Source organism: Actinomadura rudentiformis (assembly GCF_008923185.1).
Taxonomy (GTDB): domain Bacteria; phylum Actinomycetota; class Actinomycetes; order Streptosporangiales; family Streptosporangiaceae; genus Spirillospora; species Spirillospora rudentiformis.
This window is the reverse complement of sequence record NZ_WBMT01000006.1, coordinates 385094-409609: the sequence shown is the minus strand read 5'-3', so window position 1 is coordinate 409609 and position 24516 is coordinate 385094. Positions and strand designations below refer to the sequence as shown.

Annotated in this window: 25 protein-coding genes and 1 pseudogene; 15 read left to right on the top strand and 11 right to left on the bottom strand. The window is 68.5% G+C overall.

The window, feature by feature from the left end:
* The first annotated feature begins 77 nt into the window (after window positions 1-77).
* Window positions 78-1523, top strand: coding sequence for an FAD/NAD(P)-binding protein (locus F8566_RS15525; protein ID WP_151560904.1), 1446 nt, complete (start codon window positions 78-80; stop codon window positions 1521-1523).
* Window positions 1524-2015: 492 nt separating this feature from the next.
* Complete coding sequence (gene rox, locus F8566_RS15520) at window positions 2016-3440, top strand: rifampin monooxygenase (protein ID WP_225993215.1); 1425 nt, start codon at window positions 2016-2018, stop codon at window positions 3438-3440.
* Window positions 3441-3624: 184 nt separating this feature from the next.
* Here rox (F8566_RS15520) and F8566_RS15515 read toward each other — a convergent pair whose 3' ends face one another.
* The 3 genes from F8566_RS15515 to F8566_RS15505 all read right to left on the bottom strand — a co-directional run bounded on the left by F8566_RS15515 (window position 3625) and on the right by F8566_RS15505 (window position 6672).
* Complete coding sequence (locus F8566_RS15515; RefSeq protein WP_151560902.1) at window positions 3625-3807, bottom strand: hypothetical protein; 183 nt, start codon at window positions 3805-3807, stop codon at window positions 3625-3627.
* 300 nt (window positions 3808-4107) lie between these two features.
* Window positions 4108-4764 (bottom strand): DUF6596 domain-containing protein, encoded by a 657-nt coding sequence (locus F8566_RS15510; RefSeq protein ID WP_151560901.1) that lies wholly within the window; start codon window positions 4762-4764, stop codon window positions 4108-4110.
* Between the two features lie 498 nt (window positions 4765-5262).
* On the bottom strand, window positions 5263-6672 hold the full coding sequence (locus F8566_RS15505) for a coiled-coil domain-containing protein (RefSeq protein WP_151560900.1): 1410 nt from the start codon (window positions 6670-6672) through the stop codon (window positions 5263-5265).
* Window positions 6673-7199: 527 nt separating this feature from the next.
* On the opposite strand from F8566_RS15505, the pseudogene F8566_RS52935 reads away from it, so the two are divergent.
* The 5 genes and pseudogenes from F8566_RS52935 to F8566_RS15485 all read left to right on the top strand — a co-directional run.
* Window positions 7200-7619, top strand: a pseudogene (locus F8566_RS52935) (DUF4158 domain-containing protein); the annotation flags it as partial.
* A 163-nt stretch (window positions 7620-7782) separates the two neighbouring features.
* Window positions 7783-8040 carry a hypothetical protein gene (locus F8566_RS51170; RefSeq protein ID WP_225993217.1) on the top strand — a complete coding sequence of 86 codons (258 nt, stop codon included), beginning with the start codon at window positions 7783-7785 and terminating at the stop codon, window positions 8038-8040.
* A gap of 31 nt (window positions 8041-8071) precedes the next feature.
* Window positions 8072-8239 carry a helix-turn-helix domain-containing protein gene (locus F8566_RS15495; RefSeq protein WP_192809683.1) on the top strand — a complete coding sequence of 56 codons (168 nt, stop codon included), beginning with the start codon at window positions 8072-8074 and terminating at the stop codon, window positions 8237-8239.
* 267 nt (window positions 8240-8506) lie between these two features.
* A complete protein-coding gene (locus F8566_RS15490) occupies window positions 8507-9304 on the top strand; it encodes an alpha/beta hydrolase family protein (protein ID WP_151560898.1) in 798 nt (265 codons plus the stop codon).
* 78 nt (window positions 9305-9382) lie between these two features.
* Window positions 9383-9520, top strand: coding sequence for a hypothetical protein (locus F8566_RS15485; RefSeq protein WP_225993198.1), 138 nt, complete (start codon window positions 9383-9385; stop codon window positions 9518-9520).
* A 168-nt stretch (window positions 9521-9688) separates the two neighbouring features.
* Here the strand turns inward: F8566_RS15485 and F8566_RS15480 are convergent, their stop codons facing one another.
* Together F8566_RS15480 and F8566_RS15475 are read right to left on the bottom strand one after the other, a co-directional pair.
* Window positions 9689-9925: a hypothetical protein gene (locus F8566_RS15480; protein WP_151560897.1), complete on the bottom strand. Its 237-nt coding sequence runs from the start codon at window positions 9923-9925 to the stop codon at window positions 9689-9691.
* A gap of 368 nt (window positions 9926-10293) precedes the next feature.
* Window positions 10294-10923 carry a TetR/AcrR family transcriptional regulator gene (locus F8566_RS15475; protein ID WP_151560896.1) on the bottom strand — a complete coding sequence of 210 codons (630 nt, stop codon included), beginning with the start codon at window positions 10921-10923 and terminating at the stop codon, window positions 10294-10296.
* A gap of 107 nt (window positions 10924-11030) precedes the next feature.
* Here F8566_RS15475 and F8566_RS15470 point away from each other — a divergent pair, with 107 nt between their 5' ends.
* Both F8566_RS15470 and rox (F8566_RS15465) read left to right on the top strand, forming a co-directional pair.
* Window positions 11031-11753, top strand: a complete 723-nt coding sequence (locus F8566_RS15470) for an SDR family NAD(P)-dependent oxidoreductase (protein ID WP_151560895.1) — start codon at window positions 11031-11033, stop codon at window positions 11751-11753.
* A gap of 315 nt (window positions 11754-12068) precedes the next feature.
* A complete protein-coding gene (gene rox / locus F8566_RS15465; RefSeq protein WP_151560894.1) occupies window positions 12069-13499 on the top strand; it encodes a rifampin monooxygenase in 1431 nt (476 codons plus the stop codon).
* 272 nt (window positions 13500-13771) lie between these two features.
* Here the strand turns inward: rox (F8566_RS15465) and F8566_RS15460 are convergent, their stop codons facing one another.
* A complete protein-coding gene (locus F8566_RS15460; protein ID WP_151560893.1) occupies window positions 13772-14353 on the bottom strand; it encodes a TetR/AcrR family transcriptional regulator in 582 nt (193 codons plus the stop codon).
* A gap of 61 nt (window positions 14354-14414) precedes the next feature.
* On the opposite strand from F8566_RS15460, the gene F8566_RS15455 reads away from it, so the two are divergent.
* Window positions 14415-14909: an FBP domain-containing protein gene (locus tag F8566_RS15455; protein ID WP_151560892.1), complete on the top strand. Its 495-nt coding sequence runs from the start codon at window positions 14415-14417 to the stop codon at window positions 14907-14909.
* A gap of 8 nt (window positions 14910-14917) precedes the next feature.
* On the opposite strand, the gene F8566_RS15450 is transcribed toward F8566_RS15455, so the two are convergent.
* Window positions 14918-15544: a formylglycine-generating enzyme family protein gene (locus F8566_RS15450; RefSeq protein WP_151560891.1), complete on the bottom strand. Its 627-nt coding sequence runs from the start codon at window positions 15542-15544 to the stop codon at window positions 14918-14920.
* Window positions 15545-15635: 91 nt separating this feature from the next.
* On the opposite strand from F8566_RS15450, the gene F8566_RS15445 reads away from it, so the two are divergent.
* The 5 genes from F8566_RS15445 to helR all read left to right on the top strand — a co-directional run bounded on the left by F8566_RS15445 (window position 15636) and on the right by helR (window position 21982).
* On the top strand, window positions 15636-16478 hold the full coding sequence (locus F8566_RS15445; protein WP_151560890.1) for a helix-turn-helix domain-containing protein: 843 nt from the start codon (window positions 15636-15638) through the stop codon (window positions 16476-16478).
* Window positions 16479-16533: 55 nt separating this feature from the next.
* Window positions 16534-17871, top strand: coding sequence for an FAD-binding oxidoreductase (locus F8566_RS15440; protein ID WP_151560889.1), 1338 nt, complete (start codon window positions 16534-16536; stop codon window positions 17869-17871).
* Between the two features lie 90 nt (window positions 17872-17961).
* Window positions 17962-18912 carry an NAD-dependent epimerase/dehydratase family protein gene (locus tag F8566_RS15435; protein ID WP_151560888.1) on the top strand — a complete coding sequence of 317 codons (951 nt, stop codon included), beginning with the start codon at window positions 17962-17964 and terminating at the stop codon, window positions 18910-18912.
* 33 nt (window positions 18913-18945) lie between these two features.
* Window positions 18946-19539: a dihydrofolate reductase family protein gene (locus F8566_RS15430; protein ID WP_151560887.1), complete on the top strand. Its 594-nt coding sequence runs from the start codon at window positions 18946-18948 to the stop codon at window positions 19537-19539.
* A 295-nt stretch (window positions 19540-19834) separates the two neighbouring features.
* Window positions 19835-21982, top strand: a complete 2148-nt coding sequence (helR, locus tag F8566_RS15425) for an RNA polymerase recycling motor ATPase HelR (protein ID WP_151560886.1) — start codon at window positions 19835-19837, stop codon at window positions 21980-21982.
* Window positions 21983-22179: 197 nt separating this feature from the next.
* On the opposite strand, the gene F8566_RS15420 is transcribed toward helR, so the two are convergent.
* From F8566_RS15420 to F8566_RS15405, 4 genes are all read right to left on the bottom strand, one after another.
* Complete coding sequence (locus tag F8566_RS15420) at window positions 22180-22593, bottom strand: VOC family protein (RefSeq protein WP_151560885.1); 414 nt, start codon at window positions 22591-22593, stop codon at window positions 22180-22182.
* 267 nt (window positions 22594-22860) lie between these two features.
* Entirely contained in the window at window positions 22861-23214 is a 354-nt protein-coding gene (locus tag F8566_RS15415; RefSeq protein WP_151560884.1) for a VOC family protein, read from the bottom strand.
* A complete protein-coding gene (locus F8566_RS15410; RefSeq protein WP_151560883.1) occupies window positions 23215-23910 on the bottom strand; it encodes an SDR family NAD(P)-dependent oxidoreductase in 696 nt (231 codons plus the stop codon).
* Window position 23911: 1 nt separating this feature from the next.
* Window positions 23912-24460 (bottom strand): SRPBCC family protein, encoded by a 549-nt coding sequence (locus F8566_RS15405; protein WP_151560882.1) that lies wholly within the window; start codon window positions 24458-24460, stop codon window positions 23912-23914.
* Between the last annotated feature and the right edge of the window lie 56 nt (window positions 24461-24516).

The following is a 24516-nucleotide window of genomic DNA, read 5'->3' as shown; positions in this document are numbered from 1 at the left end:
TCGTGCGGGATGGGAGGCGCGGGCGGCGGCGGCCAGGCTCGTGATCAGACGACCGAGGACGAGCTGGAGGACGGCATATGGAGATCGGAATCATCGGCGCGGGAGCGTCCACGGTGGGGTTGCTCGACGCGCTGGCCAGGCTCGCGCGGGAGCCCGGCGCGGTCACGGTCTTCGAGCCATCGCCGCACCGGTGGCGCGGGCGCGCCTTCGGCCCCGACCTTGCATCGGTGCGGGTCAACACCCCGCCAATGATCATGTCCGCCCGGCACGGCGATCCCGCGCATTACGCCCGGTGGCTGGAGGAATGCGAAGCCTCACACCTTGACCGGCGGCTCGGGCATCAGACCGTCCCGCGCGGGATGTACGGCGATTACCTGGAGCAGACCGCCGAGTCGGCCCTGGCCCGCCTGCGCGAGCTGGGATGGCGGACCGAGGTGGTGGACGAGCGCGTGACCGGGATGTCCCCGTCGGACCGGCCCACCCTGCTCACCGGAGCCGGACGGCGTCACACGGTCGACGTCGCGGTACTGGCCGTGGGAAGCGGCGCCCCACAGGACCACTACGGCCTCAGCGGCAGCCAGGGGTTCCTCCGCGATCCCTACCCGCTGGCGTCCACCCTTGACGACCTCGCGCCCGAACGGGACGTCGCCATCGTCGGCAGCGGCCTCACGGCGGTCGACATCGTCGTCTCACTGGCAAGGCGCGGCCACGCGGGCCGCATCAGCCTGCTGTCGCGCGACGGGGTGCTGCCGGCCGTCTGGCAGCGACCCCTGAAGATCGAGCCGCGTTACCTGACCGCCGACCGGCTGACGGCCCTCGCCCGCGAGCACGGCGAGCTCACCCTCGGCCGCCTGCGGTCGCTTCTGGACGCTGAGCTGGGGCAGGACCTGGGCGAACTCATCGAGGAAGTGCGGGCGACGCGCTCGGAGGACCCGGTCGAGCGGTTGCGGCGGCAGCTCTCGCTGATCGACTCGCCCGGTATGGGCCGCCGCGTCGTTCAGCAGACCGTGCACGCGCTCGGGCCGTACGCCTGGCACCTGCTCCGCCGGACCGACCGGGACATGCTGCGCAACGAGCACTTCCGCACGATCGCCAGCCTCAGCTCGCCGATGGTGCCCGGCAACGCCGCCGCCATGCTGGAGTTGCTGGACGCGGGGCAGCTGGCCGTGGTCCCCGGTGTACGGAAGATCGAGCCCGTGGAAGGCGGCTTCCAGATCTTCACCGACGTCGGCGTCCGGAGCGCCGACGTCGTCATCAACGCCGTCAACCCGCCACCGCACTCGATCCCCGAGAACGCCGGCGCACTGGTCTCGTCGATGCTCGCCAGCCGGGTGGCCGAGCTCCACCCGGACGGCGGGCTGAACGTCCAGGCCGCGACCGGGCGGCTGACGGTGTCCGGCAAGGCCGACCCCCGGTTGTACGCCCTGGGCGACCTCGCAGGGGGCGGCCTGTTCATCACCACGAGCATCGCCGGTCTGGCCGCACGTGCCGAGGCGGTCGCCCGGGTGCTCCTGGCGATCTGACGGCAATGGCCGGGCCTCATGCCATCATCCGCAACTCGTCGGGTGAACATGTAGCCGGCCGCGCTGAGCGTGCGGGTGAGGAAGCCCATCTCTGCGGCCAGGGAGCCGGGACAAATCCCGCGCTGCCTGAACAGCCGCAGAGGGCAGAGTCCTCTGGCTGCTCGAGCCCGTTTGCACGTGGCTGGAAAAGCGTTGGACGGGGTGATCGTCGGGCTTGTAGCTTGCAGCTGACCGTGACACCGCCCGAGGAGGTGAGACCCATGAACGCTGTATCGATGTGGGTGCTCTCCTTCCCGTCACGGCCGGGCGATTGACGTAGGTGTCGCCGGGAGCGCCTCGACAACAAGGCACTCCCGAAAGGCAACACCTATGCACTCTTCGCAGTTCTCCGCCGAGCCGTCGTCGAACGATATGGCCGAGCGCGACTTCACCGTGGGAGACGTCCCCGGAGTTCTCTCATCGCCGCTCACCGGCGCCGATCGCGCGCCCCTCATGTTCGACGTGATCATTGCCGGGTGCGGGCCGACCGGTGCGATGCTGGCCGCCGAATTGCGGCTGCACGATGTGCGGGTACTCGTTCTGGAGAAGGAAACCGAGCCCGTGTCGTTCGTTCGCATAGTCAGTCTGCACATGCGCAGTCTCGAGCTGATGGCGATGCGCGGACTGCTGGATCGCATTCTCGAACGCGGAAGACGGCGTCCGGTCGGCGGTATCTTCGCCGCCATCCCCAAACCCGCACCCGAGGGCCTGGATTCCGCGTACGCCTATCTGCTGGGCATTCCGCAACCGGTCATCGTTCACCTGCTCGAAGAACATGCGGTCGAACTGGGTGCGCAGGTCCGGCACGGTTGTGCGGTGGCCGGGTTCGAGCAGGACGACGAGGGTGTGACCGTCGAGCTGGCCGACGGGGAACAGCTGCGTTCGCGCTACCTCGTCGGCTGTGACGGCGGGCGCAGTACGGTGCGCAAACTGCTCGGTGTCGGCTTCCCCGGCGAGCCCTCGCGGACCGAGACGCTGATGGGCGAGATGGAAGTGGGCGCGCCGCAGGAGGAGATCGCCGCCAAGGTGGCCGAAATCAGCGAGACCCATAGGCCATTCTGGCTCAGGCCCTTCGGCGAAGCGGTTTATAGCGTCGTAGTCCCCGCCGCGGGAGTCGGCGACCGCGCGGAACCGCCCACCCTCGAGGATTTCAAACAACAGTTGCGCACCATCGCCGGAACCGATTTCGGCGTGCACTCTCCGCGCTGGTTGTCCCGCTTCGGGGATGCCACCCGGCTGGCCGAACGTTATCGGGTCGGGCGGGTGCTGCTGGCCGGCGACGCGGCGCACATCCATCCACCCATCGGCGGTCAGGGCCTCAACCTGGGCGTTCAGGACGCGTTCAACCTCGGCTGGAAACTGGCCGCACAGATCCGCGGCTGGGCGCCGGAAACACTGCTGGACACCTACCAGGCCGAACGTCAGCCAGTCGCCCAGGACGTGCTGGACAACACCCGCGCCCAGACGGAACTGCTGTCCACCGAACCGGGACCGCAGGCCGTGCGCAGGCTGCTCACCGAACTGATGGACTTCAACGAGGTGAACCGCCATCTGATCGAGAAGATCACCGCGATCGGCATCCGCTACGACTTCGGCGAAGGCCCCGACCTGCTCGGCCGCCGCCTGCGCGACATCGACGTGAAACAGGGCCAACTCTACGGTCTGCTCCACCGCGGCCGCGGCCTGCTGCTGGACCGCACCGAACGCCTGACCATCGCCGGCTGGTCAGACAGGGTCGATTACCTCGCGGATCCCACTGCGGACCTGGATGTTCCGTGCGTCCTTCTACGCCCCGACGGCCACGTCGCCTGGATCGGCGACGATCAGCAGGACCTGGACGACCACCTCTCCCGCTGGTTCGGCAAGCCCGCCAACTGATTTCGCCTGAGCAACCGAAAAGGCCCGTGAGAACGGCCAGTAGCGACTGACCATCGGAAGGCTGGAGGCAGCATCAGCCGTGGTGCTCTGCCGCCAGGGTCGCCCTGCGAGGAGGGTTAGCCTCCGAGCGGAAGACGGCGGAAGAGCACCGCGAGGTGGATCGGCGCAGGCGTCCGCGCGTTCGTCAAGCGGTCGTTTGACGAACGCGCGCGCCGAGCGGGCCCTCGTCCGCGAACGCGTCCGCGTCACCGGCGTCGGCTCGCGCCGTGGCCGCCTTGCCCAGCAGCGGTGTGGTCGCGGCGGCACCGGCCACCACGGCGGCACCCCGCAACAGCGAACGCCGGTCCCGTTCACCGTCATCAACCACGGCTTTCTCCTTCTCGTGCTCACCTTCCGAAACCGGGGCACCATGACCTCGGCACGGACCGCTGTGGTCCGCGCCTCCATTGAAAACGGAGGATTGTTGCAGTGGCGTATGCGCTTTCGATACGCCCGCGATACACCCAATCCCCGACCCCTGGCATGTCGGCAGGGAGATGGTCCGCGCCGCTGGTGATCGCGACGAGTCCGGCCACTGCAGGTGCTGGACGACTCGTCGGTGAACATCGCACGGCCGAGCCTCCAGAACGAGCGCGCCTCTGCGGCTTCGGGGGAGGTCCAGGCCGGGCTACGGGCCTGGTGGGGCGAGGCGGGCGGCTCGGCCATGCAGGTAGCGCTGCTCGGGGAGGCTGGTGGTCAGGCGCGCGGCTGTCCGGTAGCTCGATCGGGCGCCCTCCTCGTCACCTGCCATTTCCAGCAGATGCGCCCGTACGGCGTGGAGCCGGTGATGGCCGGACATCCGTTCATCGGCGTCCAGCGGTGCGAGGAGGGCGAGACCGGCGTGCGGGCCGTTCACCATCGCGACCGCGACGGCGTGGTTGAGCGTGACGACCGGGTTGGTGTCCATGCGTTCGAGCAGCTGGTAGAGCGCGACGATCTGGGGCCAGTCGGTGTCACCGGCGTGCGCGGCCTCCGCGTGCACGGCGGCGATGGCCGCCTGGAGCTGGTAGGGACCGAGCCGGGCGCGGGGGAGCGTGCGGGTGATCAGGTCGATGCCCTCCTCGATGGACGCCCGGTCCCACCGGGTGCGGTCCTGCTCGGCGAGCGGGATGAGGGCGCCGTCGGCTCCGGTACGGGCCGGGCGACGGGCGTCGATGAGGAGCATGACGTCCTCTGTCACCGCGTCGCCCACCTGGAACTGCCACCCGAACAGCGCGCCGTAGTACTCACGAAGCCGCGCCGGATCACTCCCGATGATCTCGAAGTGCACCACCGGATCGCCCATGTTCCACTCCTCCTCGTCGCGCCCCCGGCCGGGGGCGCCTCATGCCAGAGGTCGGATCTGACGTCCCCGCTCTCTACATCCACCTAAAAAGATCTTCACCGGAATGGTCCGGGCCGTCGCCCCATCGGTCCCTGCTCGCTGATACCGCGGTGCCGCCCGAATACAGCAGGAACGGGCCGCGTCCTCCAGACGGGCAGCGCGACCTGAGATCGAGGTTTCGGCTGTGGATGACCGTGCCGGGCCGGAGACCGGATTGGTTCCCGGTCATGCTGACCTGCGGAGGCACGATTTCGGCGACCAGACAGGCCACATGTTTCTGTGGTACAGCGCCTCGGTGCGGCCCCACGTCCGCCGTAGTCCATACCCGAGGATTCCCGGCACCGGCACGCGGCGATCTTCCACGAGCCCGTGTGCGGCCAGTGACACGTCCGTCAACGGCACCCAGAGACGCCAGCCCATGACCCGCGCCGGTTTGACGGCCCTCTGTCACAACGTGGATCAGTCCGGCTCCCCGTCGCGAGCCGTGCGCAGCTCCGCAGCCACCGCCCGTTCCCGCTGGGCGGACGCCTCATCCCGGGCCGCGTCACGTTCCCGGGCGAGTTCCCCGTTGCGAGCCTGCTCCGCACGCAGCTCAACCCGGACCTCGGCCAGCTCTCCCCGGAGCCGTTCGACCTGAGCGCGCAAGTCAGCGCTCTCTCCCTTCACCGCCTCCGCCCGCGCGACGGCCTCCTGCCGCGTCTTCTCGGCCTCCGCCCGGGCCGCATCCCGCGCAACGGCCTTCTCCTCAGCCTCCCGCATGCGCATCTCGGCCCGTTCGCGTGACTCCTCGGCCGCCTGCGCGCGAGCGTCTGCCGCTGCTCGTTCCTGTCCAGCGGCAGCAGCCGCCTCTCGTACCTTCTCCATCTCGGCACGTGCCCTGTCCGCCTCTTCGACCGCGGCCGCCTCAGCCCGCCGCGCCTCCTGAGCGTCTGCAAGCGCACTCTTCAACTCGCCTCGCGCTTTGCCGACCTCCTCGACCGCCGCTGCCTCGGCTCGCCGCGCCTCCTGGGCGTCTGTGAGCGCGCGTTCCGTTTCGGCGCGTGCCTTGGCCGCCTCCTCGGCCGCGGCCGCCTCAGCCCGCCGTGCCTCCGCACGCACGTTCTCCGCCTCAGCGCGCGCCTTCTCCGCCTCTTCGACGGCCGCTGCCTCGGCTCGCCGCGCTTCCTGAGCGTCTGCACGCGCGCGCTCCAACTCGCCCCGTGCCTTTGCCGCCTCCTCGGCCGCAGCCGCCTCAGCCCGCCGGGCGTTCCAGGCGTCCGCACGCGCGTTCTCGGTTTCGGTCCGCGCCTGCTCGATTCGAGCTGCAGCCTCCTCCCGAACCGCCGCGATCGCGCGTTCTGCCTCGTCCCTCGCACTTGCCACCGCGGCCTCGGCCTCGGCACGCGCACGCCCGGACTCCTCGATCGCGTCGTCACGCTGCCGTTCGGCTTCCTGAGCACGCTGCCGTGCCGCCCGTGCCTGCTCCTTGGCCTTTTCGAGGTCCTTCTCGGCTCGTACGGCTCGCTCGGTGGCCTCTTCTCGTTCCGCCAGGGCCGCCGCGACCTGCGCCTGCGACTCGGCTCGCATCGCGGTGATCTGGGCCTCGACACCACGCGGTGACAGTTCGGCGTCCAGCGCCTGGGCCAGGGGAGCGAGTGCGGCGGTCAGCCCCTGTTCCATCCGCTCGTACAGATCCTCCGCCCGCGCCAGTGCACCTTCCAGCCCCGGAGTGGAGCGTCTCAGTTCACGCTCCCGCTTCGCCCGTGCCTGGCAGTCGCCGTGCAGGCAGTACTCCCGCGGCCGTCCGCGCCCCGCGCGCTGCGGCACCGGACGGCCACAGAACCGGCAAGGCCGCTCGTCGACCCGCTCCTCAGTCTCAACGTCGTTCACGCGGTACACGCTAGCTTTTCTGGATTTCTATTTCCAGAAAATAAGAAGTTCCAGAAAACACGGCAGGCTAACTTACGACAATGTCTGTTTGCAGAAGCTGAGGGCGGACGGCGTGGTAGCCGGATCCGCCGCGTTCACGTTGGCACCGCCGCGCCGGTCCCCGGAGCCGTCACGTCCGGGGAGAGGTCGGGGAGGGGGAGCCACCCTGCAGCATCGCTACGGCGACCTTCCTGCGGGCAGTGACGACGTTCGCCATGATGAGCCTGTCTGCGCCCCGCTGTCGATGATGCGCTGATCTCCCCGGAGCTACTGGCCGTTGAGCGGGACTCCAGCAAGGGGCCCGGATCTCCCGAAGCTACGGCGGGGCAAGGTAGCGCCATGTCTCCTTTCGATATCGCTACGCAGCGATCTCAAGTAGGCATATCGGTCGGTAGAAGTTTCCGGTGCTTGATGGTGCTTGGTGATCTATCGGTGGTCGCTGATCGCGAGGGGTGCTGAGGGCGCGGACCGAGTAGGAGCCGGACGAGTTGATCAGTGTGTGGACGCTGGTCAAGGCTGACTGGGAGCTGATCGCGAACAAGGCGGGGGCGACTCAGCTGGGCTTCAGCGTGATGTTGAAGTTCTGTGAGAGCGAGGGCCGGTTCCCGGTGTATCCGGAGGAGGTTCCGCAGGTCGCGGTCGAGTACGTGGCATCGCTGGTGGAGGTCGATCCGGCGTCGTTCGCCAAGTACTCCTGGCGCGGTCGGACGATCAAGTATCACCGGGCGCAGATCCGCAAGGCGTACGGCACGCGGCCGCCGACCGAGGCCAATGAGGATCGGTGTGCGCGGTGGCTGGCGGAGGAGATGTGCCCGACCGAGACCAGCCGGGAGCGGTTGGCCGCGGCGTTGCGAGAGCGGTGCCGTAGCGAGAAGGTCGAGCCGCCGACCAGCGGCGAGGTGGCGCGAGTGGTGGCTTCGGGTTGCTGGTGGTTCGATGCCGAAACCCGGACTGTGATGATCTTGTTAGGTGGGGGATTATCAGGATGGTGGGCGCTTCGCCGGGCCGATCATTGCTCGCATCTGGACGGTCGAAATGGGCAGACGCGGAGGGCGGCCGAATCATGGGGCCGTGGTCGGCGAGCTGATCGGCGTCATCATCGTCGTCGCCTTCCTGGGCTTGGTCGTCCGGTCGGAATGGATGATCATTACTGGTCACGAGAACGCGGGCGGCACTGTCGAACGCGTCTGGGGCGGAGTCATCTATTTCTTCCTTGGCCTCGGTGCCCTCGGTGGCCTGGTCCAGCTGATGTTCGGATCTTCGGATCGGGAGGCTGGCAGTGGGGGCAGGGTCGAATTCGGCCTAGGCGACGACGACCCAGGCGGCTGACGCTCAGCATGATGGGTCTCTGCGACACCAAATGAGACTTTTCGCGCGCAAGCTCAAGGGCAAGCAGCCCAAACTCCCCGCACCCGCGCACCGCTCCATCCGCCGCCGCTACGCCGAAGGCGAGGTCTCCTTGGCGGACCTGGCCACCGAATACAGCGTCGGCCGCTCCACCATCCACGGCCCAGAAGGGCCCAGGTAGACCACGGCACCCACGCCTACCTTCCCCTCGCCGTAGCCAGAGAAGTCCTGGGCCGCCACGGGCCATTCGACGTCATCACGATCAGTCACCGAAACTACGCACAGCTACTTGGGGCTGGTCGCACGGACCCGAGTGGAGGGCCTTCCTTGGGGCTGAACGGCGATCCACTGTCCGGCCTGCACGCGAAAATCCGGTCGACTGCCGCGCTGATTCCGCCGGTGGCGCAACTGATTCCAGGCACGGTGCCACAGAACTACCGTGGGGCGCATGGACTCACCAATCACGGGAACGGCCGCCGGCGTGCCGTTCACCGCACTGCCGCCGGCCGGCGACACCGCCGCGCCCCTGATCGTCACCTGGCACATGCTGGACGCGCCGCGGTCGAACGCTGCGTTCGCTGCCGCGTTGCCGATGAACGACCTGCCCGCGTGGCGGGTGCATCTCGGTATGCCGATGTGCGGGGAACGCATGGTCGACGGCAGCATCGACGCCATCGGGGAGCTGATACGCAAGGACCCGTTGATGTCGTTTCTGTACCCCTTCGTCCAGCAGGCGACCGAGGAATTCCCGGCCGCGCTGGCGTCGATCCGCGCCCAACTGCCGGTCGATGACGGCCCGATCGGAGTGCTCGGTGGTTCCCTGGGCGGTGCCGTCGCGCTGCGGATTCTCGCGGACACCGAGATACCGGTCTTCGCCGGCGCCGTCGTGAACGGCGCCATCCGGCTACGTTCCGTCGTGGACCTGTTCCCAGGCGACTACCCGTATGACGCCGAGTCTGAGAAGGCCGTCGACAGCCTGGACTTCGTCGCCAAGGCGGACGCCCTTGCTGCGCGGGCGCCGCTGCTGGTCGTCAGCGGCGAGGTGGATCATCCGGCGCTGCGCACCGACGCGGTCGACCTTGTCGACGCATTGGGGGAACGGTCTGAACTGGTGTCGATCCCCGGGCTGGCGCATCCGCTCGCCGACGAGCCCGGCATCGAGCCCGCGCCGCAGCTGCCACCGGCCCGCAAGGTGGACGCCAGCCTGACCAAGTGGTTCCGACGCCACCTCACGGCTGCGAGCTAGGTGTACTGACCCCAGCGGTTTGGAACGCGGCTGGCGGGTCGTTGTCTATGTAGTGCGGTGTGGGCCGCGGTGGTGGCTGTGGTCGAGCCACGGGACTTCGTGATCGTCGAAGGCCTGCTGCCGCTGCACACGCGGCTGGCCCGCGCCTGTTTCAACATCACCGTCTACTCGCCGCGTCGTTTCGACGTGTGGCGTGACACAGGGGCCACGACATGATGCCTGCGGTGCGGCGTTCGATTCGCTGGTGTAGAGGCGTGCGTGCGCACGTCGTTGGTCAGTGTGCGGTGGTAGCAATCAACCTTGCTGTTGGCGTTTGTGGGTGATGTGATCGCGGGCGCAGAGCATCGGGCCAGGGTGTGTAGTGGTAGCAGGCGCCATTGTCGGTCAAAACGCGGCGACGGTGATGCCTGCGTCGGTGAAGAACTGGTGGGCGTGACTGCAGAACGCGGCGGCGGTTTCTCTTCGTTCGTCGGCGAGGATTTGGAGGTGGGCCGGGCGGGGGTGGTCGTCGATGGCGGTGTGCAGGTAGCTGTGGTCGATCATGGCGCGGCCGCTGTTGCGTAGCGGCGTGGTGGCGCGGGCGTTGCGGTCGCCTTGTTGGCTTGCCGCCGGAGCGCCCAAGCGCCGGAGTAACCATCGGCGCCTTCATACGCGAACGCTCGGTAGCCGTTCCCGCACGTAACGGCCCGAAGCGCGCCCGCGCCACCTCACCGGCCCCTCTCCATGGCCGTCCCCCTCTCGATCACGACCTTTCCGGCCGGGCGCCGGGCTGTCACGTTCCGGAACAGGAGCTGGACGCCGAAACGGTCTGAGGCACTGCCCAGGGACGGCCGCCGTTGGCCCGATGGTCACCACCCATGAGCGACGCCGATGCCATCAACGCGTTCCTTGGACGAGCTCAGTTCCTCATCCCGGCGGGGATCTACGCGGGGTGTCCACCAAACACCCCAGCGGACGGGGCGGCATCGCGTGTTGGCCTAGGAGAGGTGTCAGGAGCACTCGCGCATGGCGTTCACCAGCTCCTCCGGGCGTAGGGGCGGCTCCGGCAGCGGATGTGGGGCGGGGGTGCGGAAGCCGTCGAGCATGAGGGCGAGGTGGCGGCGCCATGCCTGGGGTCTGATGCCGGCTGTTGCCTCGACGGTCCGGGCGGTGCCCCACGTCACGAAGGCCAGGTCTTCGAGGGTGACGTCGTCGCGCAGGGTCCCGGACTCGCGCGCCCGCTTGACGATCTGCTGCATCAGCTCGTACCCGCGCAGGTGCTCATCGGTCGGTGGAGCCTGCGGTACGCGGCGGGAGACCAGGTCGTTGTAGCCGCGGTCGGCGGCCTGCTGCTCGCAGACCCGTTCCAGGAAGTGCACCAGGCCTTCCCACGGCTCCATCGCCAAAGCGTTCTCGGCGATCCGCACCACGGTGGCGGCGCGGTCGGCGAAGACGGCGTCGATCAGATCGGTGCGGTCGGGGAAGTGGTTGTACAGCGTGCCGCTGCTGACCCCGGCGGTACGGGCGATCTCGTCGAGTGAGACGTCCAGCCCGCGCGCGGCGTACAGCTCCCGGGCTGCCTTGATCAGCAGGTCGCGGTTGCGCTGCGCGTCCTTCCTCAGCGGCTTCGTACGAGGCATGAGCGTGATCCTACCTAAGTTGACCGCACTCCCAAGTTCTGCATACGCTCCGAACAAGTTGAGACCACAGTCAACTTATTCCCTTCTCACCAAGGAGCACTGCTCGCATGCCCAAGACTCTTGCGATCTTCGGTGCCGGCCCCGTTCTGGGCCTGTCCCTCGCACGCCGCTTCGGACGCGAGGGCTTCCGCGTCGCGCTCGTCGCCCGTACCACCGAGAACCTCGACCGCCTCGTCGCGGCGCTCGCCGAAGACGGCATCGAGGCGGCCGGCTTCACCGCCGACGTCTACGACCACCAGCAGATCGAGGCCGCTGTCGCCGCCATCACCAAGGAGTACGGTCAGATCGACGTCGCCGAGTTCAGCCCGGGCGGCGGCAACATGGGCGAAGGCATCGAGTCGGTACTGGACGTCGATCCCGCCAACCTGCAACTGATCCTGGACCGCTTCCTGCTCTCTGGAGTCGCGCTGGTCCGGGCCGTCCTGCCGGACATGGTCGAACGAGGCGAGGGCGCGATCCTGTTCACTGCGGGGCAGTCCGGCATCTACCCGACGCCGTTCCTCGGCAACGCCGGCATGGCACAGGCCGCACTGCGCAACTACTTCCACAACCTCAACGCCGTACTCGCGGACAAGGGCGTCTACGTCGGCGCCGTGAACGTGGGCGCGCTGATCGAGGGCAGCGTGCCACACCAGGCGGTCATGTCGGCGACCGAGCCGCTCGGGTTCGAGCCGGAGGTGATCCACCCCGACGTGTTCGCCGAGAACTTCTGGGCCCTGTACGCCAAGCGCGACCGAGCGGAGGCCCTGGTCGGCGCCTTCGGCCAGTAGGCCCGCTGAACGTCACCGCCGCCCTCCGCGGCGGCGGTGACTCGGCACTTCGGGGAGAGCTTGCCCGTGCGCAGCGGGCGACAAAAGCAAAAGGCAAGGAGCTTTCCACTCCCTGCCACTTTCAACATATAGCGGACCGGGGGCCTTGCGGCAAGCCCCTGGTCGTCCTGCAGAATCTCCAGCCGAGGCCCAGAACGCGTGGAAACCAGGGATCCACGAAATATGGCGTGCGGTGTGGTTGCGGGAATTCGGCGCGGACGTGCGGGAATGCGCGGAGCAACTGGCCGAAATGCAACCCTGTGAATGGGGGTTTTGATGATTGATGTGATCATTGTCGGTGGCGGGCCGACCGGCATGATGCTGGCCGGCGAGCTGCGGCTGCACGGCGTGCACACGCTCGTGCTGGAGAAGGACGCGGAGCTGACCAGGGTCGTCCGCGGGCTTGGCCTGCACGCGCGCAGTGTCGAGGTGTTGGATCAGCGCGGTCTGCTGGAGCGGTTCCTCGCGCACGGCCAGCAGTACCCCCTCGGTGGTTCCTTCGCCGGCATCACCAAGCCGCCTCCGGACCGGCTCGACACCGCACATCCGTACATCCTCGGCATCCCGCAGACCACCACCGATCGCCTGCTGGCCGAGCATGCCGCCGAGGTCGGCGCCGAGATCCGGCGCGGCTGCGAACTGGTCGGGCTGAGCCAGGACGACCACGGGGTGACCGCTGAGCTGGCCGACGGTACGCGGCTGCGCTCGCGTTACCTCGTCGGCTGCGACGGCGGCCGCAGCACGGTGCGCAAGGTGCTCGGCGTCGGTTTCCCCGGTGAGCCCGCCAGGACCGAGTGGTTGCTGGGTGAGGTGGAGGTGGCCGTGCCGCCGGAGGAGTTGGCGGCCGTGGTGGCCGAGGTCCGCAAGACCCAGCGAGGATTCGGCGCCGGGCCCGTCGGGGACGGGGTGTACCGGGTCGTCGCGCCCGCCGATGGTGTGGCCGAGGATCGCACGGTCCCGCCCACCGTCGAGGAGCTCAAGCAGCGGATGCGGGCGGTCGCCGGCACCGACTTCGGCGTGCACTCGCCGCGCTGGCTCTCCCGCTTCGGTGACGCCACCCGGCTGGCCGAACGCTACCGGGTCGGCCGGGCGCTGCTGGCAGGCGACGCGGCGCACATCCACCCGCCGCTGGGCGGGCAGGGGCTCAACCTCGGCATCCAGGACGCGTTCAACCTGGGGTGGAAACTGGCCGCCGAGGTCGGCGGCTGGGCACCGGAGGGGCTGCTGGACAGCTATCACACCGAACGGCACCCGGTGGCCGCCACCGTGCTGGACATCACCCGCGCGCAGGCCGAGTTGATGTCCACCGAGCCGGGTCCCCAGGCGGTGCGCCGGCTGCTGTCGGAACTGATGGACTTCGAGGAGGTGAACCGGCACCTGATCGAGAAGATCGCTGCGATCGGGATCCGTTACGACTTCGGTGAGGGGCATGACCTGCTCGGCCGGCGGATGCGGGATGTGCGGCTGAAGCGGGGGCGCCTCTACGAGTTGACGCGCGGCGGCCGAGGACTGCTGCTCGACCAGACCGGCAAGCTCTCGGTGGCGGGCTGGGCGGAGCGGATCGACCACGTGGTCGGCGTCAGCGAGGAACTGGACGTGCCTGCGGCGCTCCTTCGGCCGGACGGCCACGTGGCATGGGTCGGCGAAGACCAGCAGGATCTGCTCAGCCACCTGCCCACGTGGTTCGGCGCCGCCGCCAGCGCCTAGCCGTTGGCTGAGCGCGCCGCCGCCAGTTGAGCGTGCCGCTGCAGTTGAGCGCGCCGCTGTCAGTTGAGTGTGCTGGCAGTTGAACGTGCAGCCGCGCCTTGAACGGGCGGACGTGGCTCCGGTCGAGTCCGCCGCCGTACACCGGCATCTGAACCGGCCTCGGTGCTCAGCGGTGCCTTGTGCACCTGCTCGTCCATCTGGCATCTGGACATCGCCGAGTGCTCGTCCAACTGAGCGCCCGGGCGCACCTGTGCCAAAGGTTCGTGCCTGGTTCACCCGTTGGGTGGGTTGCTCGGCCAGTTCCGTAGGGCGCTGTCGAGGGCGTCGAGGGCCCGTGACCATGAGGCGTCGATGTCGCGGGGGTGGTTGCTGAACGCGCCGGCGACCTCCAGGCTCACGTAGCCATGGAAAACGCTGCCGAGCAGCCGCACCGCATCGGTCTCGTCTGGCTCCTGCAGGTCGTAGTCGTGCAGGATCGCCCGGGTCAGCTCGGCGTGCCGTCGTGCGGCGCTGGCGGCCGCCGTCTCCGGGTCCAGCCGGAACTGCGCAGCCGCGTACATGCCCGGATGTTCCTTCGCGAAGTCCCTGTAAACGCTCGCGAAGGCCGCCAGCGCATTCCTGCCCGCGCGGCCCGCCAGTGCGGCAGCGGCCCTGTCGGCGAGCTCGGCGAGGGCGAGCACGGCCACGCGGGCCTTCAGGTCCTGCACGTTCCTGATGTGCGAATACAGGCTCGCGTCCTTGACCCCGAACCTGCGCGCCAGTGCCGAGACCGTCACGTTCTCAAAGCCGACCTCGTCGGCCAGCTCCGCGGCGGCCCGGGTCAGGCGTTCTGCGGTCAGCCCAGCGCGCGCCATGTGATCTCCTAGGCTTCCTAAGAATTTGCCTAATCCCCCTAGGAAACATACCGTACGAGACATGAGACCAGTAACCGAGCGCGACATCCGCGCATCGTTCGTCAACTGCAGCAAGGGCGAAGCGAAGCGTCTGGCCGTGCCCAGAGATCTGGCCGACCGCCCCTGGGACGACCTGGACTTCCTCGGATGGCGGGACCCCGCCGCCCCGCAGCGGGCCTACCTGGTCACGGAGGCTGGAGACGGGCTGGTGGGGGTGGCGTTGCGCCTGACCGCGTCAAATGCCGGGCTCGCCCGGCGCAGCATGTGCTCGTTGTGCCTGACCACCCACACCGGAGGCGGCGTCTCGCTGATGACCGCGCGCAGAGCGGGCCGGAACGGCCAGGAGGGCAACTCGGTCGGGGCCTACTTCTGCGCCGATCTGGCCTGCTCGCTCTACCTGCGCGGGAAGAAGAAGGCCGGGCCCGACGCCCGGATCCAGGAGTCGCTCACCCTTCAGGAACAGATCGACCGGACCACGGACAACCTGGCCGACTTCCTGGACAAGGTGGGCCGCTGAGCCGGCGGTCAGAGCGATCGGGCGAGCCGGAACCCCAGGTCGTCGATGCGGAAGGTCGGGTGGCTCTTGCGGCGGCAGGACGCCCGGCATCCGCGGGGCCGGTCGTGCGCGCCGCCGCCACGGAACACGCGGTACGGGCCGTAGACCTCGGGATCGTAGACGTCCCAGCACCATTCCCAGACGTTGCCGATCATGTCGTAGAGGCCCCACGCGTTCGGCGCCCTGGTGCCGACCTCGTGCACCCGGCCGCCTGAGTTCTCGCGGTACCAGGCGATCTCGCCCAGCTCTCCGTAGCGAACGCCGGAGGTCCCGGCCCGGCACGCGTACTCCCATTCCGCCTCCGACGGAAGCCGGTAGCCGTCGGCGGCCCAGTCGCACACCACGTCCTGCCCGTCGGGATCATCGCCCATCGAATAGCAAAGGGCGAGGCCTTCCCTGAGCGAGAGCTGATTGCAGAACCGAACGGCGTCCAGCCATGAGACCTCAGTCACCGGAGTGCTCGCCGTCGCCGTCGTGCCGTAAAGCTCGTGAGTCACGGCATGAGGTGCCAGGCGGAAGGCGTCGACCTTGACCGTCCAGTTCGTCCTCGTGCCCTCGTCCCGCAGCACGATCTCCCCCGCAGGGATTTCGATCATGAGCCCAGGCTAGACCTGGCCGGGAGCAGACCCCACGCACTACAGGGTTGAGGAAAGACCGGGGAGCTGGGCCGACCGATAGCCTGTCGATGTGGCGGCGGAGTCCTATGTTGAGCGTTTACCCATCGCCGAATTGCGCGGTGCGGTGCGTACCGTCTGGATTCAGCGAACGGGTGAGGCGCCGTACGTTCAGCGGCATCTGCCGACAGGAGGGGCGGAACTCCACTTTCCGGTCGGTGGACCGCCGCAATTGCTCGGGCCGCTGACAGGCCCGAAAGTCGAAGTCATCCCGCCGAACACGACGCTTGTGGGGGTGCGTTTCCACCCGGGGATGGCGCCGCCGTTCCCCGCCGTTCTCGATGATCTGTTGGACGAGCGGGTGGGACTTGATGAATTGTGGGGCTGCACGGCCGAAAGACTGGCGGAGGCGGTGGCCTCCGCCCCCAGGGGGCCGGAGGCGGCGCTGGATGTCGTCCAAGCTCATCTCCTCCAGATCTTCCGGTCCGCAGGTCATCTCGATCCCCTGGTGGGAGAGGCGGTGCGGCGGTTGATGCCGTGGCACCCGATCGAGATCGGCGCGCTCGCCGGGCACCTGGCGATCTCCACCAGCCAGTTGCGCCGCCGCTGCCTGCATCTGGTGGGCGTCGGCCCGAAGGTTCTTCAACGGACGCTGCGATTCCAAGGATTCCTGGCTCTCGCCCAGGCGGGCGCGACGCCCAGCGGACGGATGGGCGCGGACGGACTGGTCGGCCTTGCAGTGGACGTCGGATACGCCGACCACGCTCACCTCACCCGTGAGTGCGTGCGCCTGACCGGGGTCAGCCCCAGCGAACTCCTCAGGGGCGGCACCAATCAGTGCGGCTGCGGCCATGACCACTCGGCCTCCTACAAACCGTTCCTGGCCAGACGCGCCACGGCACCCCTGCGGCCGTAAAGGATGCTCGTTTCGTTCAAGCCCGTGAGGCCGCGCCCTTCCTACTCTCTCCACCGTGATCAACTTGGACGGGCTGCGGGACGAGCTCGACGGGGAGCTCTTCGTTCCCGGATCGCCTGGCTATGAGGACGTCCGGGGCCCCGCCAACCCCGCCTACCGTGATGCGCGTCCCCGGACGGTGATCCGGTGCTCCTCCGTCGCGGACGTGGCACGCGGGATCCGGTACGCCCGGGAGGCCGGCATCCCCATCGTCCCGCGCGGCGGTGGCCACTGCTTCGCGGGACGGTCGTCCACCGACGGCATCGTCCTCGACCTGGCCGGACTCGACGCGATCACGGTGACCGGCGGCGGGCACGCGACGATCGGCGCCGGAGCCAGGCTGGCAGACGTCTACACCACGCTGCACCTGCACGGACGGACCATTCCCGCAGGCTGCGGCGCGACCGTGGGCATCGCAGGCCTCACTCTCGGCGGCGGGATCGGCCTGCTCGGACGCAGCCACGGGCTCACTTGCGATCGCCTCGTCGGCGCCCGGATCGTCCTCGTGGACGGACGCGTCATCGACTGCGACGCCGACCGGGAGCCGGAGCTGTTCTGGGCCTTGCGCGGCGCCGGCGGCGGCCAGTTCGGCGTGGTCACCTCACTGGTCTTCGACACCGTCCCCGAGCCGATGGCGACCCGCTTCGAGCTGCGCTGGTCCCTGTCCCCGGACCACGCCGCGCACACGGTCGCGGCCTGGCAGCACTGGGCGCCGGGCACACCCGATGGGATCACCGCCAACCTCACCTTGACCGCCGAACCCGGCGAGCCTCCCAAGGCCGTCCTTTTCGGAGCCTCGCTGCGGGAGGAGGCCGTCACCCGTGGGTTGCTGGAGGAATTCCGCGGTGCGGCGGGAGCGGATCCCGTGGTCGATGTGCGCGGTGGGCTGCCCTTTCACCGCCTGAAGGCGTCGTTCGACGACCTCGACCCGTGCGGGGAGCGGGGCGCCTCGGTTCTTCGCATGCGTTCGGAGTTGTTCGAACGACCGATGCGTCCCTCAACAACCGATGCGTTGCTCTCCACGCTCTTCAGCGGCAAGCCCGAGGGGCGCAGGCAACTCGCGTTCACGGCGATGGGCGGCGCCTACAACCGCGTCCCGGAAACCGCGACCGCCTTCGCCCATCGAAGTGAACTCTTCATGCTTCAGCACACCGCGGAGGCGCCCGACGCGTGGATCGATCGGTCCTGGGACATCGCTCACGCCGACGGGTCCGGGCGCGTCTATCCGAACTTCCCCGATTCGCGGCTGGACGACTGGGCCGGCGCCTACCACGCGGGCAACCATTCCCGGCTGGCGGCGGCCAAGAAGGCCTACGACCCCGACCGGCTTTTGGACTTCCCGCAATGCATCTGACATCCGACCCGCGAAACCTTGGAGTGAAATGCCTCCCCTGACCCTGTACGTGTCGACGTCCCTGGACGGATCCGCGACGGAGGGGCGCAGATGATCCTCATTACCGGCGGCCTGGGCTCCATCGGGTCGCACACCGCACGGGCCCTGCTTGACCTGGGTGAATCCGTCGTGCTCACCGCACACAGGTCCACCCGGCTGCCTGAGTACGTCGCCGACGAGCCCGGCGGCCGGGTCGTCGTCGAGCCGCTGGACACCGCCGACGAGGCGGCCTTCCTCGGCATCGGGAGGCGCCATGAGATCACCGGCATCGTGCACCTCGCGGCGGCCCGCTACGACTTGCCCGATCCGGTCGAGTACCTCCGCGCCGACACCCTCGGCCTGCTCAACGCGCTCAAGGCGGCGACGGCGTGGGGCGTGCGGCGGTTCTCCGTCGCCAGCACCATCGGCGTGTACGCAGGGGTGGACGAGGTGCCGTGGCGCGAGGACACCCCGCTGCCGGTGGTGGCAGCACATCAGATTCCGGTGTTCAAGAAGACCGCGGAGTTGTTCGCCTCGCTGGCCGGAGACAGCGCCGGGTTCGACACGGTGAGCCTGCGGATCGGCACCATCTGGGGGCCCCTCGGCGTGCCCGACAATCCGTTCACTCCGCTTCCCCGCCTGCTCAGCGCGGCGGTGTGGGGGGAGGACCCCGATCTCACCCCGCCTCGCCCGCCCGCGTACGCCGAGGACGGCACAGACCTCTGCTACGTGAAGGACTGCGGCCGGGCGATCGCGCTGCTCATGCTCGCTGAGCGGCTGAACCACCGCGTCTACAACGTCTCGTCCGGGCGGCTGGTGCGGTACGGCGAGGTCGCCGACGCTATCAACGCCGTTATTCCGGACGCGGACATCACCCTGCCGGAGGGTCGCAATCCCGACCGGCCCCCGGACAACTACCTCGACATCACCCGGCTGCGGGCGGACACCGGCTTCCGGCCGGAGTACGACGTCGAACGCGCCGTACCCGATTACGTCGACTGGCTGAAGCGACATGACCGCTAGACCGCATAAAGAAACTCGAGAAGGAAGCTACCGATGAGCAAGGTCTTCAGCGCGCTCTCCGTCTCCGTTGACGGCTACATCACCGGCCGCGAGCCGAGCCACGGCCGCGGGCTCGGCGACGGCGGCGTGCTCTTCAACTGGTACGGCGACGGCGACACCCCGAGCAAGAGTTTCGAGGGCTTCCGGCTGTCGGCGGAGAGCGCCTCTGTCTTCGACGAGCTCGCAAGCTCGGTCGGTGCCATCGTCTGCGGCCGGAACACCTACGACGACTCGGGATGGTCGGCCGGAGGCAAGCCGCACCCGACGGCACCGCTGGTCGTGCTGAGCCATCGCCCGGCGCCCGCTTCCTGGCCGGCCCAGACCTTCGTCTCCACCGGCATCGAAGAGGCGATCGCGGTCGCGCGGAAACAAGCTGATGGCAAGGATGTCGGGCTCCAGGGCGGCGGCGTCGTCACCGAGGCGCTGAAGGCGGGACTCGTCGACGAGCTGGTCCTCCACCAGGTGCCGGTCCTGCTCGGCGGCGGCCGGCCGTACTTCCAGGCACTGCCCGGCCACATCGGCCTCGAGCTCGTCAAGGTCGTGCCCGCGCCGGGCGTCACCCACATCCACTACCGGGTCGTCCGATGACCCTGGTCACCGCGCGCCGGTGATGATTCCCTGTCGTTCAGCAGCGCAATAACGCGCCGCGTAGGGCCGACGGTATGGCCGTACGCGGCGCGCTGCCGCTTCGCAAGGAGGTTGCCCGTCCATGGCGGGCGAGGGTGGAAAGGGGTTGTCCCGCTCCTTTCCACTCTCAACGTATAGCGCACCAGGGGGCTTGCCACAAGCCCCGGGTGATGCCGCAGAATCGTCGGCCTAGGCCGAGTACCTGCGGAAACGGCGTGTGCGCTCACCATACGTACCTCTGATCGGAGTTGATCGAGTGACCCCTCTGTCCACCAGCGTGTTCGACCTTCCCGGCCACCTCGCCCCCAAGGCCGACCCGGCGCTGATCGCGGGCGACGAGCAGCACTTCGCGGCGATCGCGGAGAGCCTTGAGCGGTCGATCGCGGAGGTGTCCGAGCGCCTCGATGCCGAGCGCAAGGCGCCCGGTGGCAAAGGCCAGGCGGCGCTGGAACGGGACATGGAGATCCATCGGCTCGCCGCTCGCCTGCGCACCCTGCGCCGCTACGGCATGGACCTGTGCCTCGGGCACATCGTCAGTGCCGACGACCCCGAGCCCGTGTACGTCGGACGGCTCGGCCTCAAGGACGGTACGGGTCGCCGGTTGCTGCTCGACTGGCGCTCCCCGGCGGCTGAGCCGTTCTTCGGAGCGACCCACGGAAACCCGATGGGATTGGTGAGCCGCCGCCGGTATCGCTGGACCCGCGGCCGGATCAGCGACTACTGGGACGAGGTGTTCACCCCGGACGGGTTCGAAGGGCACGCCGCGCTCGATGACCAGTCCGCCTTCATCGCCAGCCTGGGCGGCCACCGGTCGACCCGGATGCGCGACGTTCTCGGCACCATCCAGGCCGACCAGGACGCGATCATCCGCGCCGGGTCCCGCGGTGCTCTCGTGGTCGACGGCGGCCCGGGCACCGGCAAGACCGTCGTCGCCCTGCACCGTTCCGCCTACCTTCTCTACTCCGACCCCCGCCTCGGTCACAACCGGGGCGGCGTGCTGTTCGTCGGTCCGCATCAGCCCTATCTGGCGTACGTCGCCGCCGTCCTCCCCAGCCTCGGAGAGGAAGGCGTGCAGACCTGCACTCTGCGGGACCTTGCCCCCGAAGGAGCCGCGGCGGCGGTCGAGGCCGACCCGGATGTGGCCCTCCTGAAATCTTCGGCCGTCATGGTGAAGGCGATCGAGAAGGCCGTCAGGTTCTACGAGAATCCGCCCGCCAAGGGGATGACGGTCACCACCCCCTGGGCCGACATCTGGTTGAGCGCCGATGAATGGGCCGAGGCGTTCCGGGCGCCGGACCCCGGCATCCCGCACAACGAGGCGCGCGACCAGATCTTGGAGGAACTGCTCGCGATCCTGATCGACAAGTACGACGGCGACGTCTCGGCTGATCTGCTCCGGAAAGCGCTGCGGCAGGACAGAGAACTGCTCATGGCCCTCAACAGGGCATGGCCGATGATCGAACCGGCCGATCTCGTCGGGGATCTGTGGTCGGTACCCGCTTACCTGCGGATGTGCGCCCCCTGGCTCGGTCCCGACGACGTACGGAAGTTGCAGCGCGACGACGTCCACGCCTGGACGGTGTCCGACCTGCCGCTCCTGGACGCGGCGCGGCAGCGGCTCGGTGACCCCGAGGCGTCACGTCGCAGGCGCCGGCACGAGGCCGCCGTCGCCGTCCAGCGCGAGCGCATGGCGCAGGTCGTCGACAACCTCATCGAGGCCGACGACGACGGTGAAGGCCTGGTGACGATGCTGCGAGTCCAGGACGCGAAGAACACGCTGGTCGACGAGACCGAACTGCCCACCCCCGACCCCGACCTGCTCGCGGGCCCGTTCGCCCACATCGTCGTGGACGAGGCTCAGGAACTGACCGACGCGGAGTGGCAGATGTTGCTGCTCCGCTGCCCGTCCCGGAGCTTCACCATCGTCGGGGACCGTGCCCAGGCCAGGCACGGCTTCACCGAGTCGTGGCAGGAACGGCTCAAGCGAATCGGCCTCGGCCACATCACCCTCACATCCCTGAGCGTCAACTACCGGACACCGGCAGAGGTCATGGCGGAAGCCGAGCCGGTCATCCGGGCCGTCCTCCCGGACGCCAACGTGCCGGCCTCCATCCGCAAGAGCGACATCCCCGTGGTCCATGGATCCGTGTCGGAGCTGGGATCGATCCTCGACACCTGGCGCGCCGCAAACGCCGACGGGGTCGCCTGCGTCATCGGCGATCCCACGTTCCAGGAGACGCCGCGCGTCCGGTCGCTGACCCCGGAGCTGGCAAAGGGCCTTGAGTTCGACCTGGTCGTTCTCATCGACCCAGAGGCGTTCGGCACGGGCATCGAAGGAGCGGTCGACCGCTATGTCGCGATGACCCGAGCGACCCAGCGGCTCGTCATCCTCACGAGTTCCTGACACTGCCTAAGGCTGCTGCCCTTTGGCCGTGGTCACGTCCAACACAGAGCGGTGGTTCGGCGCCGACACGATTCCGCGTCGGCGCCGAACCTCCTCGCCTGGAACCGATCACGTCCTTCATGCGGAGGGGGCATCGGGCCAGCGCGCGCCCGGCAATGGCCGGTCAACCCACACTTGCCACGGATGCCCCTCTGCGGCTATTCAGCGTAGGGCTGGTCTGTTCCCTGGTCGCTGTAGCCGAGACTCCAGATGTAGCCGTCCGGGTCTGCGAAGGTGCCGCCGTAACCGCCCCACGGCAGGGCGCCGGCGGGCTTGAGGATCGTGGCACCGGCCTTCTCGGCCTCGGAGATGATCTCGTCCACGCGTGCCTCACTGCGGACGACGTAGGTGAGGACCAGTCCGCTGAAGCCGCTGCCTTCCGGGCTCGTGCCCACCTGGTCGGCCAGGCCGTCACGGCCGTAGAAGCCGACGGGCGAGGCCCCGTCCGATTCGAAGAACACCGAGACACCGTAGTCGTCCTTGATCTTCCAGCCGAGCCCCTCGGTGTAGAACCGCTTGGCCTCCTCCATGTCCCGGACGCCGAGCAGGATCGAGCTGACGTGCGCTTTCATGCCTTGTCTCCTCTGTGCTCGAGGTATGTGAACTGCCTGAACCGGCCGGCGGTCCATCCGGACCGAGCCCGGATGTCACATCGGCATTGGTTCGCCGGTCAATTGCTATGACGGACCCGGATGGAGGAATGTGACAGATGGCCGGCTCGCTCTGGTCAGGCCGGCGGCATGGAACGGCGTTGACCGGCGCGGATCTCAGCCTCTCGCCCCACAGCAGGCGTGCCCGGCCAGCGCACGGTGCGCGCTGGCCGGGCACGGCGCCTGGGCTCAGGAGTCCTGCTTGAACCGGATGATCTGGAGGTAGTTCCCATCAGGGTCTTCGAACGTCCCGAAGCGGCCGGAGGGCCGGTCGGCGACGGGGACGATCCATTCCACGCCGGCCGCCCGCAACTGCGCCTCGACGGCGTCGAAGTCGTCGACGTGGAAGTTGAGGATCATCCGGCCCGGCTCGTTGTTCTTCGCGTCGACGTCGTCGCGCTCCTCGATGACCAGCAGGAAGCCACCGAGATCGATCGGCCCATCGCCCTCGTGTTCCGGCGCGAGCGCCTTGCGGTACCAGTCACGCAGTTCCGCAGGCCGGGTGGTGCCAAGAAGGATGCTGCCGGGTTTCAGTGTGGTCATTCAGATCTCCTCGTCGTTGTAGGCGAAGGGGCTGTTCCGCCATCCGTCGGCCAGGGTCTGCGACATGGGGTCGGGGAAGATGTCCTCCTCCTGCTTCTCCACGCCGTCGAAGATGGCTTGCGCGACTGATTCCGGCGAGGCCTTCGGGATGTCGAACCCGCGGTTCATGTCGGTGTCGGTCGGGCCGGTGAAGACGGCGTGGACCCTGACGCCCTGGTCGGTGAGGAGTGCTCGCTGCGACTGCGTCAGGGAGAGCGCGGCCGCCTTCGAGATCGAGTACGCCGGAACGATCGACAGCGGGACGAGGGCCGCCGTGGACAGGGCGTTGACGATGGCGCCGCGCGAACGGACCAGCAGGGGCAGGAAGGCCTGAGTCACACGGTGGATGCCGAAGAGGTTGACGGCGAGGTGGCGCTCGATCACGGCATGGTCGTTGAGATCGTCGGGGAGTGCCACGCCGGCGTTGTTGACGAGAATGTCGAGTGAGGGGACCGCCTGGACGGCCTGTTGTGTCTGCGCCTCGTCGGTGATGTCAAGGATCAGGGGTGTGACCCGTTCGTCCGGGTGGGTGAAGGATCCGCGCGTGCCGGCGTACACCTGCTGGGCGCCCCTGCTCAGCGCCTCCTCCAGCATCGCCCGCCCGATGCCTCGGTTGGCGCCGGTGATCAGGACGATCTTGCCTTCGATCGCGGTCATCTCAGGCAGTCACCTTGGTGTCGGCCAGGCTGGTGGCCCGGGGTGAACGCTTGGCGCGGTGCGCGGTGGCGGCGTGCTGGTGGTCCGGGGCGTTCCCGTCCTCCTTCGGGTTGGGCTGGCCCTGGCCCGTGTTGATCAGGTTGCGCAGGCTGCCGCTGATGTAGCCGCCCCACGCGTTGGTGCATACGTCGTAGCACTCGTACTGAGGGACAAGGCCCACGTGCGTGAACCGGACCTCGGCGCCGCCGTCCTTTTCAGAGATCTCGAAGACGACCTCGGTGTCCTTCCATTCGGCCTGGTCTTCGATGAAGTTGAAGTAGTTGTCCAGGACGCGCCAGGTGACCTTGCGGCCGGGCACGAGCTCCGTGACGCGGACCGTGCAGCGGTGGACGTCCTTGTAGCGGTGGACGAACTCTCCGCCGACCTGGTCGGTGACGCCCTCGGCGCCTTCCGACCACCAGCCGCGGACGTTGGTGATGGCCTCGAATGCTTCCTGGGGCGTGCGCTCCACCGAGAAGACAGTGGTGTAGTTCTGGGCTGCTTGCGTCATGCAAGTGACCGTAGCCCATATCACTTGCATGACGCAAGCACCTCGGTAGACTGAAG